At 34.7% G+C, this 15,742-nt stretch carries 16 protein-coding genes; 9 read left to right on the forward strand and 7 right to left on the reverse strand.

Features of this window, described 5'->3' with window-relative positions; all coding sequences use genetic code 11:
• Positions 1-24: 24 nt before the first annotated feature.
• From BBI01_RS19940 to serS, 9 genes are all read left to right on the forward strand, one after another.
• Positions 25-975 carry an MlaD family protein gene (locus BBI01_RS19940; RefSeq protein WP_065396401.1) on the forward strand — a complete coding sequence of 317 codons (951 nt, stop codon included), beginning with the start codon at positions 25-27 and terminating at the stop codon, positions 973-975.
• Between the two features lie 8 nt (positions 976-983).
• Positions 984-2,312: a 4Fe-4S dicluster domain-containing protein gene (locus tag BBI01_RS19945; protein ID WP_065396402.1), complete on the forward strand. Its 1,329-nt coding sequence runs from the start codon at positions 984-986 to the stop codon at positions 2,310-2,312.
• Positions 2,313-2,321: 9 nt separating this feature from the next.
• Positions 2,322-2,945, forward strand: a complete 624-nt coding sequence (locus BBI01_RS19950; RefSeq protein WP_065396403.1) for a hypothetical protein — start codon at positions 2,322-2,324, stop codon at positions 2,943-2,945.
• Entirely contained in the window at positions 2,935-3,714 is a 780-nt protein-coding gene (locus BBI01_RS19955) for a (Fe-S)-binding protein (protein WP_065396404.1), read from the forward strand. Before BBI01_RS19950 ends, BBI01_RS19955 begins: the two co-directional genes overlap by 11 nt.
• A gap of 105 nt (positions 3,715-3,819) precedes the next feature.
• Positions 3,820-4,308, forward strand: coding sequence for a hypothetical protein (locus BBI01_RS19960; protein WP_065396405.1), 489 nt, complete (start codon positions 3,820-3,822; stop codon positions 4,306-4,308).
• A 6-nt stretch (positions 4,309-4,314) separates the two neighbouring features.
• Positions 4,315-5,427: a glycosyltransferase gene (locus BBI01_RS19965; protein ID WP_065396406.1), complete on the forward strand. Its 1,113-nt coding sequence runs from the start codon at positions 4,315-4,317 to the stop codon at positions 5,425-5,427.
• A gap of 47 nt (positions 5,428-5,474) precedes the next feature.
• Positions 5,475-6,722: an oligosaccharide flippase family protein gene (locus BBI01_RS19970; protein ID WP_065396407.1), complete on the forward strand. Its 1,248-nt coding sequence runs from the start codon at positions 5,475-5,477 to the stop codon at positions 6,720-6,722.
• A gap of 14 nt (positions 6,723-6,736) precedes the next feature.
• The gene (locus tag BBI01_RS19975) at positions 6,737-7,240 is read left to right on the forward strand and encodes a hypothetical protein (RefSeq protein ID WP_065396408.1); all 504 of its coding nucleotides are present in this window, start codon (positions 6,737-6,739) and stop codon (positions 7,238-7,240) included.
• A 63-nt stretch (positions 7,241-7,303) separates the two neighbouring features.
• The gene (gene serS / locus BBI01_RS19980) at positions 7,304-8,572 is read left to right on the forward strand and encodes a serine--tRNA ligase (RefSeq protein ID WP_065396409.1); all 1,269 of its coding nucleotides are present in this window, start codon (positions 7,304-7,306) and stop codon (positions 8,570-8,572) included.
• A 78-nt stretch (positions 8,573-8,650) separates the two neighbouring features.
• Here serS and BBI01_RS19985 read toward each other — a convergent pair whose 3' ends face one another.
• From BBI01_RS19985 to BBI01_RS20015, 7 genes are all read right to left on the reverse strand, one after another.
• The gene (locus BBI01_RS19985) at positions 8,651-10,069 is read right to left on the reverse strand and encodes a hypothetical protein (protein WP_065396410.1); all 1,419 of its coding nucleotides are present in this window, start codon (positions 10,067-10,069) and stop codon (positions 8,651-8,653) included.
• A gap of 4 nt (positions 10,070-10,073) precedes the next feature.
• A complete protein-coding gene (locus BBI01_RS19990) occupies positions 10,074-11,255 on the reverse strand; it encodes a hypothetical protein (RefSeq protein WP_123862190.1) in 1,182 nt (393 codons plus the stop codon).
• A gap of 113 nt (positions 11,256-11,368) precedes the next feature.
• Positions 11,369-12,109 (reverse strand): hypothetical protein, encoded by a 741-nt coding sequence (locus tag BBI01_RS19995; RefSeq protein ID WP_065396412.1) that lies wholly within the window; start codon positions 12,107-12,109, stop codon positions 11,369-11,371.
• Positions 12,110-12,127: 18 nt separating this feature from the next.
• Positions 12,128-12,853 carry a sulfite exporter TauE/SafE family protein gene (locus BBI01_RS20000; protein WP_065396413.1) on the reverse strand — a complete coding sequence of 242 codons (726 nt, stop codon included), beginning with the start codon at positions 12,851-12,853 and terminating at the stop codon, positions 12,128-12,130.
• A complete protein-coding gene (locus BBI01_RS20005) occupies positions 12,844-13,296 on the reverse strand; it encodes a FixH family protein (protein WP_065396414.1) in 453 nt (150 codons plus the stop codon). Before BBI01_RS20005 ends, BBI01_RS20000 begins: the two co-directional genes overlap by 10 nt.
• Positions 13,297-13,305: 9 nt before the next feature.
• Entirely contained in the window at positions 13,306-14,760 is a 1,455-nt protein-coding gene (ccoG, locus tag BBI01_RS20010) for a cytochrome c oxidase accessory protein CcoG (protein ID WP_065396415.1), read from the reverse strand.
• Between the two features lie 95 nt (positions 14,761-14,855).
• On the reverse strand, positions 14,856-15,737 hold the full coding sequence (locus BBI01_RS20015; protein ID WP_065396416.1) for a cbb3-type cytochrome c oxidase N-terminal domain-containing protein: 882 nt from the start codon (positions 15,735-15,737) through the stop codon (positions 14,856-14,858).
• Between the last annotated feature and the right edge of the window lie 5 nt (positions 15,738-15,742).

The following is a 15,742-nucleotide window of genomic DNA, read 5'->3' on the forward strand; positions in this document are numbered from 1 at the left end:
TGCTTATTAGAAAAAAATTAGCAAGTGAAGTTCAGTAAAGAATTAAAAGCTGGTGTGATTACACTTCTAGCTATCGTAGGCTTTGTGGTGTTGTTTCAATTTATGAAAGGGAAAAGCCTTTTTACTACCGACAATATATTTTACGCAAAATATGACAATGTAGAAGGTCTTGCACAGTCTTCAGCTGTCTCTATCAACGGTCTTAAAGTAGGGCAGGTTGATAAAATTATACCTCAAACAGCAAAGGATGGTAAAATTAGTTTTGTTGTAAAGATTACAGTTGACAACAAATTTGAATTTTCAAAAAACTCAACGCTGGAAATCTTCGAACCTGGATTAATGTCAGGTAAAGAAATGAGAGTAAATCTTATGTATGGAGGTGTTACAGCAAAAGACGGAGATACATTGCAAGGTGCTTTTAAACTAGGAATGATGGGAAGCCTTTCTTCTCAGGTAGGTCCGGTGAAAGATCAATTACAGAGTGTATTGCACAGGGTAGATTCCCTTATGGCGAACGCTAACCAAATTGTAGATGCTCAAAACAGAGCTGAAATCAAAGCATTATTATCAAACCTTAATAAAACAGTTGGAGCATTGCAAACAACTGCCGGAAATGTAAATAGTCTGGTAGGGCACAATGATCCTAAACTTCAGAAAGTATTGGATGATGCAAGTCTTACGATGCAAAGTGGAAAGGTAACATTAGATAAATATGGAAACCTTGCACAAAGTATAGATACAAAACAATTGAATGCAACCATTGCAAATCTTGATGCTACAGTTGGAAAACTGAACCAGGTAATTGGTGGTATTGATAAAGGAGAGGGTAGTTTAGGTAAACTTATGAAGGATGAGCAACTGTACAATAACCTGAATTCAGCATCTTCCAATTTGAATTCATTGATTGAAGATATGAAAGCGAATCCGAAGAGATATATCAATTTCTCGGTTTTCGGTAAAAACAATAAAGACTAATACGCCTTATGCAGTACATCGATAACATTATTTTCCTGATTTTATTAGTTGCCGGATTTGGATTATTTGCCAAAAGCCTGCTGAAAATTTATAGAAATATCAGGTTAGGTCACGAAATCAATAGAAACGATAGGAAGTCAGAACGCTGGAGTACCATGGCAAGAGTTGCTATGGGACAAAGCAAGATGGTAAAACGACCTGTTGCCGGGATTTTACACCTTTTCGTGTACGTAGGCTTTGTTATAATCAACATCGAACTTATTGAGATCATTGTTGATGGATTATTTGGAACTCACCGTTTCCTTGCTTCAGTTTTTGGAAACGGATTTTATAACTTCTTTACTGCAACATTAGAAGTTTTAGCGCTTCTTGTTGTGATTGGAGTAGTGGTATTTTTCATCAGAAGAAACTTTTATGGTGTTAAAAGATTAACCATGAAAGAACTTTTCGGATGGCCAAAACATGATGCAAACTGGATTCTTATCATAGAATTTGCATTAATGATGGCTTTCTTTAAAATGAATGCTGCTGATTTTGTACTACAGCAAAGAGGTTTATTACCAGAACATGGAAGCTTTCCTATCAGTTCAGCAGTATTAGGACCTATTTTCAGTGGGTTTAGCGACGGATTCTTACACTTTACAGAAAAAGGAGCTTGGTGGTTCCACTTTGTAGGGATTCTTTTCTTCATGAATTACCTTTATTATTCAAAACACTTACACATTATATTGGCTTTCCCAAGTACATGGTATGCAAACCTTGAGAAAAAAGGAAAATTCAATAACCTTGATTCTGTAACAAAAGAAATCAAATTAATGATGGATCCTAACGCTGATCCTTATGCCGCTCCGGCTGAAGGTGCAGAAGCTGATGCTCCGTCTAAATTTGGTGCTGAAGATATATTTGACCTTAACCAGGTGCAATTGCTTAATGCTTATTCATGTACAGAGTGTGGACGTTGTACTTCCGTTTGTCCGGCAAATATTACCGGTAAAAAGCTTTCTCCAAGATTGATCTTAATGAAAACAAGAGACAGATTGGAAGAAGTTGGAAGAAATATCGATAAAAACGGAAAATTTGTTGATGACGGTAAAAAACTGTTGAACGACTATATCACCAAAGAAGAACTTTGGGCGTGTACTACATGTAATGCTTGTACAGATGCTTGTCCGGTATTGCTGGATCCATTGTCTATCATCTTCGAAATGAGAAGATTCCTTGTGATGGAACAGTCGGCAGCACCACAGGAACTAAACCTGATGATGACAAACGTTGAAAACAACGCAGCTCCTTGGCAATATAATCAGGCTGATCGTCTGAATTGGGCTAACGATTAATATCCGGTCATGAAAAAACTGATTTCCATATTTCTGTTCATCTTTTCAGGATTTCTATTGGCGCAATCTGCCGATCAGAAAAAAATCCTTGAAGATTCCAAAACCTTTATGTCTTTGTTTGAGAAGAAAGATTATGAAGGGATGATGGATTTAACGCATCCTGCAATTTTTGAAAAGATTGACAGGAAAATAATGACAGATACTTTCAATAAGCTATTTGAAGGTAATGATGAGTTTAAGATGGAGCTGATGAGTACAAATAACGATGTATTCAATGTTTCAGATATTTATACTGCTCAGGATAATACCAAATATGCATTCAGTACTTATCCCATGAAAATGAAAATGATCTTTTTGAAAGAGAAATTCGATGAGGAAAAAAAGAAGATGATGGTTGGGCTGATGGAAGCTCAGGGCATGAATGCAAAATTTATAAACGATACAACCTTGGAAATGAGTAAGCTGAGTATGATTTTGGCACTCAATGACAAAACTACAGGAAATACCTGGAAGTATCTTAACTATGACGAAGCTAATCCTTTATATATTTCAATAGTACCTGTAGAGGTAATGAAAAAAGCTAAGGAATACTATGCTAATTTATTAATTAAACAAAAAGAAAATGCAAATTAAAACAATGGCAGAATATGCTGCCGAAGGAAGATCCCCGGAAGTTTTATTTTGGGTTGGATGTGCTGGGAGCTTTGATGACCGTGCCAAAAAAATTACAAAAGCATTTTGCAAGATATTAAATAAGATAGGAGTTGAATTTGCAGTTCTGGGACAGGAAGAAAGCTGTACCGGAGATCCAGCAAAAAGAGCAGGAAATGAATTCGTTTTCCAGATGATGGCGCTTACCAATATCGAAGTTTTAAATGCTTACGAAGTTAAAAAAATCGTAACGGCTTGCCCACACTGCTTTAACACCCTTAAAAATGAATATCCAAGCCTTGGTGGAAACTTTGAAGTAGTTCACCATACCCAATTTCTGAAAACCTTAATGGAAGAAGGAAGATTGAAAATTGAAGGTGGAGCATTTAAAGGGAAGAAAATCACATTCCATGATCCATGTTATCTTGGAAGAGCTAATGATGAGTATGAAGCTCCAAGATTATTGCTTGAAAAGCTGGATGCTGAGCTTGTAGAAATGAAGCGTTGCAGAACAAACGGTCTTTGCTGTGGAGCAGGAGGTGCACAGATGTTTAAAGAACCAGAAAAAGGAAATAAAGACATCAACATTGAAAGAACAGAAGAAGCTTTATCTTTCGAGCCTAAAGTAATTGCTACCGGTTGCCCATTCTGTAATACGATGATGACAGACGGTGTGAAACACTTCAATAAAAATACTGAAGTTGCTGTAAAAGATATTGTGGAACTTCTCGCTGAAGCAGACGATTTATAAAGAAATTCTTTATCATATAAAAGAAAACCCAGGCATTGGCTTGGGTTTTTTGTGCATTATAAACTCAGGAATATTTCGTAATTTTATCCTTTAAATTGAAAGGATATGAAAATCGAAGAATCCAACATTGTAGAAACTAACGACTACAGAGTTATTATATACCCGGCATCAAGACCATTTGAAACAAAAGAAGCAAAAGCAATTACAGAAAAACTGTTTGACTTTCTTGCAACATGGGCTGCTCACGGGAAACCACTTTCTTCTTCTTTTAAAATTGAAAAAAATCAATTCATTATCGTATGTGTAGATGAAGATAAAGAAATGGCTTCAGGATGCAGTATCGATGCTTTAGGGAAGATTATGAGAGAAATAGATGAAGAGTATCAGCTAGGTCTTTTTGACAGAATGAAAGCAAGCTTTATTGAAAACGGAGAAGTAAAAACATTGAAGCTTATTGATTTTAAAACAAGGATCAGAAATGGTGAGCTATCAAAAGATATCGAAGTATTTGATTTTTCTAAAAACACTTACCTGGATTTCTTAAGTCATTTTGTATTGCCATTTGAAAAAAGCTGGGCTTCCTCCATTAAATAATTCCTATTGAAAATTCTTTTTATATCCTCTTGGTTCCCAAATAGGTTAGAACCTACTAACGGCAACTTTGTACAGCGTCATGCAGAAGCTGTAGCATCGCTACATGAAGTAGAAATATTACATACCATTGGAAATCCTGATCAAGAGGAAGAATTTATACTTGATAATAAAAAAATCAATGGAATAAGAACATTGATTGTATATTATAAAAGCTCCAAAAATCCAATTCTGAATTTCAGAAGCAGAATGATTGCGTACCAGAAAGGTTTCTCACAATTGCAGAAGCCGGATCTGGTACACGCAAATATTCTACACAGTTCAATGTTTTTTGCTGTTTATTTGAAAGAACAGTATAAAATTCCTTTTGTGATTTCAGAGCACTGGTCTGGTTTCCTTGAAGTGAACAGATCAAAACTTTCCTATACAAATATACTCACAGCAAGGTTTATAGCCCGTAAAGCAGCGTATTTACTCCCTGTAAGTAATATTCTGATGGATAATCTTAAAAATCTAAAAATAGGTAAAAATAAACGGGTAATTGGAAACGTTGTAAATACTGACCTATTTATTCCTAAAAAAGAAGCTAATACAACTTTTACATTCCTTCATATCTCCAATCTTATTCCGCTTAAAAATCCTGATGTGATGATTGAAGCTGCAGTTCGATTGAGAAATGAATTTCAGAATTTTGAATTCCATATCGGAGGAGATGGGGATGTTGCCAGACTGAATAAACTTATAGATAAACATAACGCGAAAAGTTATATCAAGACGTTCGGAGAAATTTCTCACAAAGATGTTGCCGTGAAGATGAGAAAAAGTGACTGTTTTGTTCTTTTCAGTGATTATGAAAGCTTCTCTTGTGTACTTCTTGAGTCACTATCTTCCGGTGTTCCGGTAATTGCGACCAGAGTAGGAGCAATTCCTGAAATTGTCAATGAGAATCATGGAATTGTTATTGATAAATCTGAAGAAGAGCTTTACGAAGCAATGAAAAAAATGCTATCCGGAAACTATAAAACAGATTCTAAAGAAGAACTTCACAGGTATGTTGCAGAAAAATTTTCGATGGCAGCGATCGCCAAAGAATTTAATGAAGTCTACCAAAGTCTGGTTTAAAACCGTTATAAATTCAAAATAGGTTGATTCCCTGTTGATAATATACAATGAAAAGCTTAAAGGATTTTATCAGTGCATTTTTTGCCAATAAAGGTCAGCATGTATTTCTATCTTTGTTGATAACCAAGATATGTGCTTTTTCAGGTTCGCTTTTCATGATCAGAATTTTACCGGAAAAGGATTTCGGGTTGCTGAGTATTGTGGCTTCGGTTTTTGCCATTTTTGCCCCTTTCAGTGGATTTGGAAGTCCTCAAAGTTTGATCAGATTTGGATCTTTAAGCAGTTCTGAAGAAGAAAAAGAACAACTTTCAAGTTATCTTTTCAGGAAAGGCTTTTTATATCAGGTGATTTTAAGTATAATATTTTTTTTATTGGCTTTCGTATATGTAAGTCATTATCATCATATCTTTTATATATTTTTCTTCTTTACCGTTCGTCTGATAGGTTTCTACTTTTTGACTCATATACAGGCAGATCGTCGTATGTTTTTGAAGAACAAAGAGTTTGCGATGGTGAACAATGTTGTCAATATCTCAGGGTTGGTAATGATGATTGTATTTTCCATGCTTTGGGGATTGTATGGATATTTAATTGCGAATGCTATTTCTCCTTTTCTTTCCCTGTTTTGGTTTAAAAAATCATCATGGAAAGCAGTAAACTTTTCTCTCAAATTCACGAAAAAAGAAATATGGAGTTTTGCTTTACACGCATCCGTAACCGCATTATTATCTGACGCTTTCTTTTCTGCGGACATACTTCTTCTGAATTATTTTAAGAATGAAAGCGTTGTAGCCAATTACAAAGTAGCATTACTGATTCCGGCAAACATTACCTTTCTGGCACTTTCTTTTATGCAGAGTGATTATCCGGTAATTGCTAAAAACTATCGTAATAGGTCCTTTTTGACGAATTATATTATTAATTATTATAAAATTTTCATTCCTATTTCGCTTGTAATCCTGATTTCAGGAAGTCTTTTGAATACCTTTATTATCAAAGTGTTTTTTGGAAAGCAATATATTGATAATGCATTTGCTTTTACATTATTACTTGGAGTATTCTGTGGAAGCATGCTGTTAAGAAACCTCTATGGAAATATGTTGTCCGCTGTAGGTTTGATGAAAAGAAATACCTTTTATTCAATTCTTTCATTGATCTTATTAGCAATATTTTCTTACGTTTGGGTTCCGCAGTATGGTGTTGTAGGAATGGCTGTTTCTTTGGGAACTGCTTTAACTCTGGTAGGATTTTTAATGATGTTTTCATTTTTCACTTATCTTAGAAAGTTGAAATAAAGTATCTTTGCGCTATGAGAAACATTGTTTTTGGAATATTAGTGATTGTTTTTGCACTGACAAGCTGTAGTCAGGATGATGAATCTTTACAGAGAATTGATCAGGTATTGAATATCTATATGAAATCAACAACCAATCAGGATTTGTTGAATGCCAAAAAAAGCGGTTCTTACAGCAGTTTTTCTGTTAATGATTTTTTAGGTGATAAAGATGACTCTCCGGTGAATACTTTTGCGCTTAAAATGAGACAGGATTCTACGTATTATCTGGAATATATAGCAGGAGCAAAAAGAAAAAAGTTTGATTCTGCAGGAACTACTTACTATTCAAGAATGAGGGTTACTCTAACGAAAACCGTTGATAATAAACCCGAGTCTACTATAGATACTCTTGAAATTCATTATCGTAATTCTCCAAATTTATTTCAGGTTTCTAAAGTTTTTTACAATAAAAAACCTGTATTTTCAAAAGAAGCGGATAATCCGGCTTGGATTAATAACGTTACTATCACAAAATAATTTTAAATTTGTAAAATTGTTAGCTTATATTAAGCTAAATATAATATTTAACATCTAAATAAAATGTTACAAGTCAATTTTTTACGCGACAATAAGGAACGCGTTTTAGAAGGTCTTAAAAAAAGACAATTCAAGAATCTTGAGTTGGTAGATGAAGCTATTGCTACTGACGAAGAAAGAAAAAGAATCCAATTTGAATTAGATTCCCAGCTTTCCGAGATCAATAAAATCTCCAAGGAAATTGGACTTTTAATGAAGGAAGGAAAAAAAGAAGAGGCGGAATCAGCAAAATCTAAAACAGCACAGTACAAATCGTCGAGTTCAGAATTGAAAACTCAACTGGAAGTAAAGGAAACAGAATTGTTGAATATTCTTTATCAGCTTCCAAACATCCCCAATGAATTGGTAAAAAGCGGAGCTTCTGCAGATGATAATGAGATTATTTTCCAGTCTCATACAGTAGAAGGTCTTGGTGAAGGTGCTATTCCTCACTGGGAACTTGCTAAGAAATATAACCTTATCGATTTTGAATTGGGAGTAAAAATCGCTGGGGCAGGTTTCCCTGTTTATTTAGGAAAAGGAGCAAGATTACAAAGAGCATTGGTTCAGTATTTCCTTGACAAAAATGTTGAAAAAGGATATACAGAAGTGAACCCGCCTCACGTTGTAAATGAAGCATCTGGTTTTGGAACAGGACAATTGCCTGATAAAGAAGGACAAATGTATTATATCAACGAAGATAATTTATATTTGATTCCTACCGCGGAAGTTCCTGTAACGAACCTTTACCGTGATGTTTTATTGGAAGAAAAAGATCTTCCGATCAAGAATACAGCATTTTCTCAGTGCTACAGAAGAGAAGCAGGAAGTTACGGTGCACACGTAAGAGGTTTGAACCGTCTTCACCAATTTGAAAAAGTAGAGATTGTAAGAATTGAAAAACCTGAAAACTCTTATGCTGTTTTGGAAGAGATGGTAGAGCATATCAAGGATATCCTTACAGATCTTGAGCTTCCTTTCAGAGTATTAAGACTTTGCGGTGGTGATACAGGTTTTGCAGCTGCAATGACGTATGACTTCGAAGTATGGAGTGCTGCTCAGGAAATGTGGTTGGAAGTAAGTTCAGTGTCAAACTTTGAGACGTTCCAGGCAAACAGATTAAAGTGCCGTTATAAAGCAGACGGTAAATCTCAACTAGTTCACACACTAAACGGATCTGCAATGGCATTGCCAAGAATCATGGCTGCGTTACTAGAAAATAACCAGACTACGGAAGGTATCAAGCTTCCTAAGAAGATTGCTGAATATGCAAGATTTGATCTGATTAACTAAAAAGATATAAACGTCTTTAATCCAAATAAAAAACCACTGAAATTTTCAGTGGTTTTTGTTATTCCAATAGGATGGGTATTATTTCGGTTCAAAATTTTCTATTGCAACAATACTAGCTTGATTTTCCATTGATCTTGGGTAAGCGAATGTTTTGCTCTCAGGTCTGTAAAGTAATGCCTGGCTATATACCTCTCCACCTCCAAAATGAGGATCATTTCCTGTTGCTTTAGCAAGCGAATGAAGTACGCTGCTTCCATTATTGTCAAAATTAATTGCCGACAGATTTAATAATGATCCTGTCTTAAAAATATAATTTCCTTTAATATTCACCAGTCCCAGAGAATGGTTTTCAAGCTCATGAAGCCTTTCGCTGTTTAGCTTATTTACAGCTTCTACTTTACCGGTAGTAGTATTGATTGCTACAATTCTTGGATCTCCTGTTTTATAAGCTGTTTCGGTAATCATCATAGTACCCATAGGAGATTTTACCTGTCTTGTTCCTGCATCCAGTTTACTTTCTGTGAAAATATAAATTTTATCTCCGCTTACATAGGTATAAGGAATAAATAAGTCTGCTATTTTACTGCCATCGTTGTATTCCTTAACGACATCATTGGCAATGATTTTTCCTTCTTTAATATCATAAAGCATTAGGTTTTCGAAATTGCTGGCATTAAATTTTACCGTTTTAGGAGTACTGTTAAAGGCAATTAAATAGTCTTTATCTCCAATTGACACAGCTGTTTCGCTTATGATCTTCATTTTTTCTGTGAAGAACTTTTCTTCCTGCCCCGAAGCTGTTACAAAAAGAAGAGAAGCATTTTGATTAGGAGATCTTAACAGTCCGATATTCCCTGAATTAGTAACAAAGAAATCAGTATCTGAACTTCCTGCTTCTCCGGTAATATCTTTAGCCCAGACCGATTTCAGACTTCCGGTATCAATAACATTAATGCTTATTTTTACAGGTTCTTTTCTTGGAGAATGTTGGTAAAAAACAACAGCTCCATATCTGCCATTTTCAGACCTTTCAAAATAAGTAGTCCCAGATTTCATGGTAGATTCGATAGGGTACGATGCTAATAGCTCCTGAGCAAATGTAGCTGTACTTTTATCAAAAATTATTTTGTAGATGTCTTTCTTTTTTACCTTTCCGGCATAAGTTTCTGTGATGAAAACAATTTTATTTCCAGATTCAAAACTGCCAAGATAGTTAATAGGTGCATATTTTTCTATCTGAGGCATTTCGTAAAAGAAAGTCTGCTTTAGATTATTAGAATTATCAAACTTTCTTACTAATATTTTATTATTACTGCGGATACTGTTCTCATTAATGCTGCTCTGCATATAATAAGTGTCGGCACCTCCGGAAATAAGTTTTACATCTTTTTCCTGTGTAGGATCAAAGGTAAATTTAGTTCCATACTTATAGTTGGTCTGCGCGAATGCAATTGAAGAAATGCAGATCGCTAATGCTGTAAATGTTTTAAGCTTCATACGATTACTTATAAATCTGGGTTTCCAATTGCTTTAATTCTGCTTTTTCGCTGTATGATAAATCCAGATCTACAAGCTTTTCCTGCATGTCATTAAGATACTTTTCTGCGTCTTTTTTGTTTTCCAGAGCAACATTCAGTCTTATCAGATTTAAATTAATGTACTTTCCAATTTTTGCATTATAAGGAGCTTTTTTGTCTTTATAATTTACCTTTTTAAGTGCCTGTTCCCAAAGATCTGTTCCTTTTTTCATATTGGCAAAAGCAATATTATTATTGGTTTGATCAGAGTTCGCTTGCAGCTTTCTTAAATTGGTTGTTACATAAATATGTGCTTTCTCTAAATCATCAAATTCACCTTTATTTTTTACAAATTCCAGTTTTACCTGTTTATTAAGCGTTTTGTATCCGTAATTGTCATTCAGGAAAGTATTAATGGCTTTGATATTGTTTCCAAGATATTTCTTTTCTTCTGAAGGTTTATTGATATTATCAGATGGTTGAGAAGATACAAAAGTGAAATCCTGTGAGATGGTTGTATTAATTTTCTCTGTCCCGTTTTCTTTTACAACAATTTTTGTAGGTTGATTAGCATAGGTTTGTCCTGCATTGTCCTGAAAGTTTACTTTTTCCATTGTTACATAAACATCTACATTCGGATTTCCTTTTTTATAACCGTCAATTGCAATTTGAGAGGCTAAAACCTTGTCGTCTACAATGAAGTAATCATTTAGATTGGGTTCACTATATACCGGTGGAGATGGCTTTCTATAAACAGGTTTAGCAGGTAGTTGAAGTTGTGGTTTTTGACCTTTATCCTGTAAGGCAAGACGCTCCAAAAGACTTAATTTCTTAAATTCTGCAGACTCTATTGAGAATTTTTCTTTTGCCTTTATAACGTCCTCATTATAATCTTTAAGAGCCTGCTGATAATCACTTTGACTTTCCGCAATGGTATTGCTGAAATTGGCAACGGCATCCTGATGATCTTTTTTAGCTTGTTTTATTACATCTTCCTTAGTCAGATTATAAGGAGAATTTACAGTTATATTATAAGTTCTGGAGTTTTCGCTAATTGAAGTTTGTGGTGCTTTTAAAACACGAAAATCAACTGTTTCAGAATTAATGCTTTGAGCATGTAAACTGATTGCTGACACTAGAGTAGCGGATAGTAAAAATATTCTCATGGTTATTATTAATTAAAGCCCAAAGATAATATTTTTAACTAATACTTAGAATTTACTTATTTATATTAATGTGAAATTAATTGAAAGTGAAATTGGTTGATATTCAGTATGTTTTATTGCTCGGTGACAATAGTTATTTTTTTATCAGCATTTTTAAATTTTCCATCTTTGTTATAAAGAGTTTTCAAATCATACTCTACTCTGATAGAATAATCGTCAATTTGTTTCAGCCAGTCATGCTTACCACTTATTGATTTTATTTTATTTTCAAACCTTAAAGTGGTTGCTATATTTTTGAAGAACATCATCATCATACCTTCCATTTTTTCAGCATCTTCCTTTGTACTTTTGGTACGGATTGCTGCTTCAAGAGGTTTAAGATTGAAATTATCTGTATTGATGGTTAAGTTTTTTCCATCCCAATTACTATAAACATTCTGATCTAGCGGAAGTTTTTCCTCTTTTGTGAAGTTCTTCAAAGACTGATGATCTTCCGGAGTAAAATGTTCTATTTTAAATGAAATTCCAGCTGGTTTATTGTTTTCCTTAATGGATTTCATCAAAACCTTTTTCATAATTTTGATCGTATCCGGATTTTCGGTTTTTAGCTTTCCTTCCTGCTTTGCCAGATCATATAGACTGGTCCAGGTAGTTGGAAGTTTATCCATTTCTCCAAATTCTTTTTGCTTCAATGAATCTGGTGTCATTGCCATCATTTCAGCCATAAATTCTCTTGTGTCAATATCTGTTACATAGGTAAGAGCAGAATCTTTGTGATAGACAATTTCAGAATTTACACTACATGATTGCAGCATAATAAGGCTTATAAGAAATAAGAGGATCGTTTTCTTCATGGTTAATTTTAATACCTATTAATGACAATTTACAGCTTCATTAAGCCCTTTTGAAACAGTCATAGATTCAGCTTTAGGAGAAACGTAAGGAATTCCCAATTCTAAACCTCTAAGTATGAAAAGACCTCCTAAAATGATCATGATGATGGGAACTGCTTTTAAAATTTTTGTTCTGAAAGCCTGATTCATTAGATTTCCTGCTAAAACGATCGCAAACATGAACGGAAGGGTTCCCAAACCAAATAAAGCCATATATAGAGCTCCCTGCCATATTCCTCCGCCTGCAAGACTTGCCGTAAGTGCCATATAAACCATTCCGCATGGTAAAAAACCATTCAGAATACCTGTGGTGAATCTGGAACGGTAATCTGCTTTTTGAAGTACACGTCCTAAATTTGTTTTTACAGAATATAGAAATTTAGATAAAAAGGGAATCTTTGAAGCAAAATCCTTTCCTCCAAATGAAAATACAGCCATAATGATAAGCAAAACACCTGCTGTAATGGTCAGGTACTTCTGAAAGCCAGCCATCTCAAACCCTTGTCCTATAATCCCTAAAAGAGCACCTAATAATGAATAGGTGAAGATCCTTCCAAATTGGTAGGTAAGATTTTGAAGATAAAAATTGGCAGCCTGTTTTTTAGTTAATCCCATCGATAAAGCAATAGGTCCGCACATTCCGATACAGTGAAAACCGGAAGCAAAGCCTAAAGCAATAGCCGATACAATAAGTCCTATTTCCATATCACGTCATAATCCATTCGATAGTCTGTTTTGTCTTTTGTCCAGCTCAATCTTAAGGTATAATTCCCCATTTTCAATACCTGTGCAGGAATTACAAAGGTATGGTTGGCATCAAGATCTACAGATTTTTTAATGTCTAAATTCTGGTCGTCGGTTCTGTTTAAAACAAATTTTACCGTAGTATTAGAAGTTGTATTTTCTTGTGGAAAAGTGATTTTAATTCCATTGGTATCCTGGCTGTATACAGGTTTCTCCTGTAGTTCGTCAGCTCTTTTTTTAGCATCAATTACATCCTGGTACTGTAATTCCTCTTCGTAATAATTATCTGTTACCATTTCAGAATTCTTTTGCCCGTTCGGGAATAGAAACATCATGGATAATATAAAAACTATGAATGCAAATAATGCAATTACAACACCGTGTCCCCAACTAAAGTTCTTCATTTCTTTTAATTAAAATTGTAGTTTGAATGGTCCTTCAAAATATGTCTGATAAGAATCCACAAGGTTTCCTTTCATATCGTAAACCCCGATTGTGATATTCTGTTTGGAAAGTTTCATTTCATCTTCCGGAAAGCTGATATTAATAGTTCCCTTTGAAATTTTATCTCTCTCTACCTGAATTTTGCTTGATGCACTATAAGTGATCTCACCATGAGCAGGAGCAATTACTTTAATGGTAACGATTTTCTTCTCGTTGGTTTTATTCAGGAATGTGTAATTATACGTATTGATAATTTGTCCTTCTTTTACAAAGAACGTGCTTCCGGCAGGTTTAATGAATTTTGCCTCCATTTCACCTCGGCTGTAAAGAAGATATCCTAAGAATCCAACTAATAGGAATAAGAATATTGAGAATCCTTTCATTCTTCCTGTAAATTTGAAAGGAATTTCTTTTTCAATCTCATTTTCAGAAGCATATCTGATCAATCCTTTCGGAAGACCTACTTTTTCCATTACTTCATCGCAGGCATCAATACAAGCTGTACAATTGATACATTCCAGCTGTTGTCCATCTCTGATATCAATTCCTGTAGGACAAACTACCACACATTGATGACAGTCTATACAGTCACCTTTCCCTGCAGCTTTTCTATCTTCTCCTTTTCTCCATTTAGATCGTCCTTCTCCTCTTTTGAAATCGTAGAAAACGTTGATGGTATCTTTATCAATCAATACTCCCTGAAGTCTACCGTATGGACAAACCAATGTACATACCTGTTCTCTGAACCATGCAAATACGAAGTAAAATGCAGCGGTAAGAAGAATCATTACAATAAAATTGGTAGGATGCGCAAATGGTCCTTCTGAAACAATTTTAAATACTTCTTCATAGCCCACGATATACATGAACATGAAGTGAGTGATGATTAATGAAATAACAATATAAACAGACCATTTTAGAGTTCTTTTCCAGATCTTTTCGCTGTTCCACTCCTGTCTGTCCAGTTTCATTTGCTTGTTTCGGTCACCTTCAATCAGATATTCGACTTTACGGAAGATCGATTCCATAAAAATTGTCTGAGGGCAAATCCACCCGCAGAAAATTCTTCCGAATGCAATCGTAAAAACGATAATAAAAATTAAAGATGCGATGGCACCTAAAGTAAGGATAAAAAAGTCTTGTGGATAGAAAGGCTGTCCAAAGATGAAAAATTCTCTGTCTATTACATTGAACAATAACAATGGGTTACCATTGATCTTGATAAATGGTAGTGAGAAATAAATAATTAATAGTAGATAGCTTACAATGTTTCTATAGTTGGTGTATTTCCCTTTAGGTTTTCTTGGGAATACCCATCTTCTTTTACCGGATTGCTCCATTGTCCCTATAGAATCTCTGTAAGTCTCAGGGTCCAGAACCTGTCCCTGTCCACCGCGTACTTCTATTTCTTCTATGTCTGACATATTGTAATGTGTTTAAAAAAGAAAAAACATAATTCGTTACTATTTTTAAGGTAATAACAAATTATGTTTTTTTCATATGTTTCTAATTTTCTAAATTATTCTTTTTCCCAATGTGCTTCAGTTCCTTGAGGAGCTGCTCCTCCTTGAGCCTGAGTTACTGGTGGTAATTCCTGGTTGATGTGATATACATATGCTGCAATCTTTTCAATTTCAGCTCCAGAAACTTCTCCGTTCTTACCGAATGCTCTCATGGCAGGGTTAGTAGGAGAACCATTCCAGTCCATATGGAATACGTTCTTGAATAAAGTTTTCTCTGGCATATTGATCCAGTAGTTATCAGTAAGGTTTGGTCCGATACCTCCACTACCGTCTTCTTTGTGACAAGATGCACAGTTTGTTTTGAATAATTCTTTTCCTTCTGCAATATTATCAGCTGAATATTTAGCTGTTTCAATTGTTACAGGTGGCTGCTCACTTTCATATTTTGCAATGCTAGCCATTTGCTCTTTATATTCTTTTTCATACTCGCTTAATGGGTGAGCGAAGTCTGTAAATGAATAAGCGGCAATATATACAATACAAAAAGCAGTCCCAAAATAGAATAAACCTACCCACCATTTTGGTAATTGATTATCCAATTCCATGATTCCGTCGAATCCGTGGTCGATAAGGATATCTTTTTCCTCTGTATCAGATTGCTTTTTAAATGCTGCAGCATACATTCTTTTAAAGAAAGGTATTTTCTTTTCAGCTAGATAAGCAGCTTTCTCTTCCGGAGATAATTTTTTGAATTTGTTGTTTTCAATCAAATCTCCAATAGCACTGTGGATGAAGGCAAGAATACTTCCAATCACAACAGTTCCCCAGAAGTAAGGCGAAGCTAGGAACGCGTAGCTCTGCACAAACAAATAATAAAAAACTATTAGAAGTCCGATTATTATCAAGATGTTTACAACAACAGGTGTTCTTTGTTTCATAAAAA

Source organism: Chryseobacterium artocarpi (assembly GCF_001684975.1).
Classification (GTDB): Bacteria; Bacteroidota; Bacteroidia; order Flavobacteriales; family Weeksellaceae; genus Chryseobacterium; species Chryseobacterium artocarpi.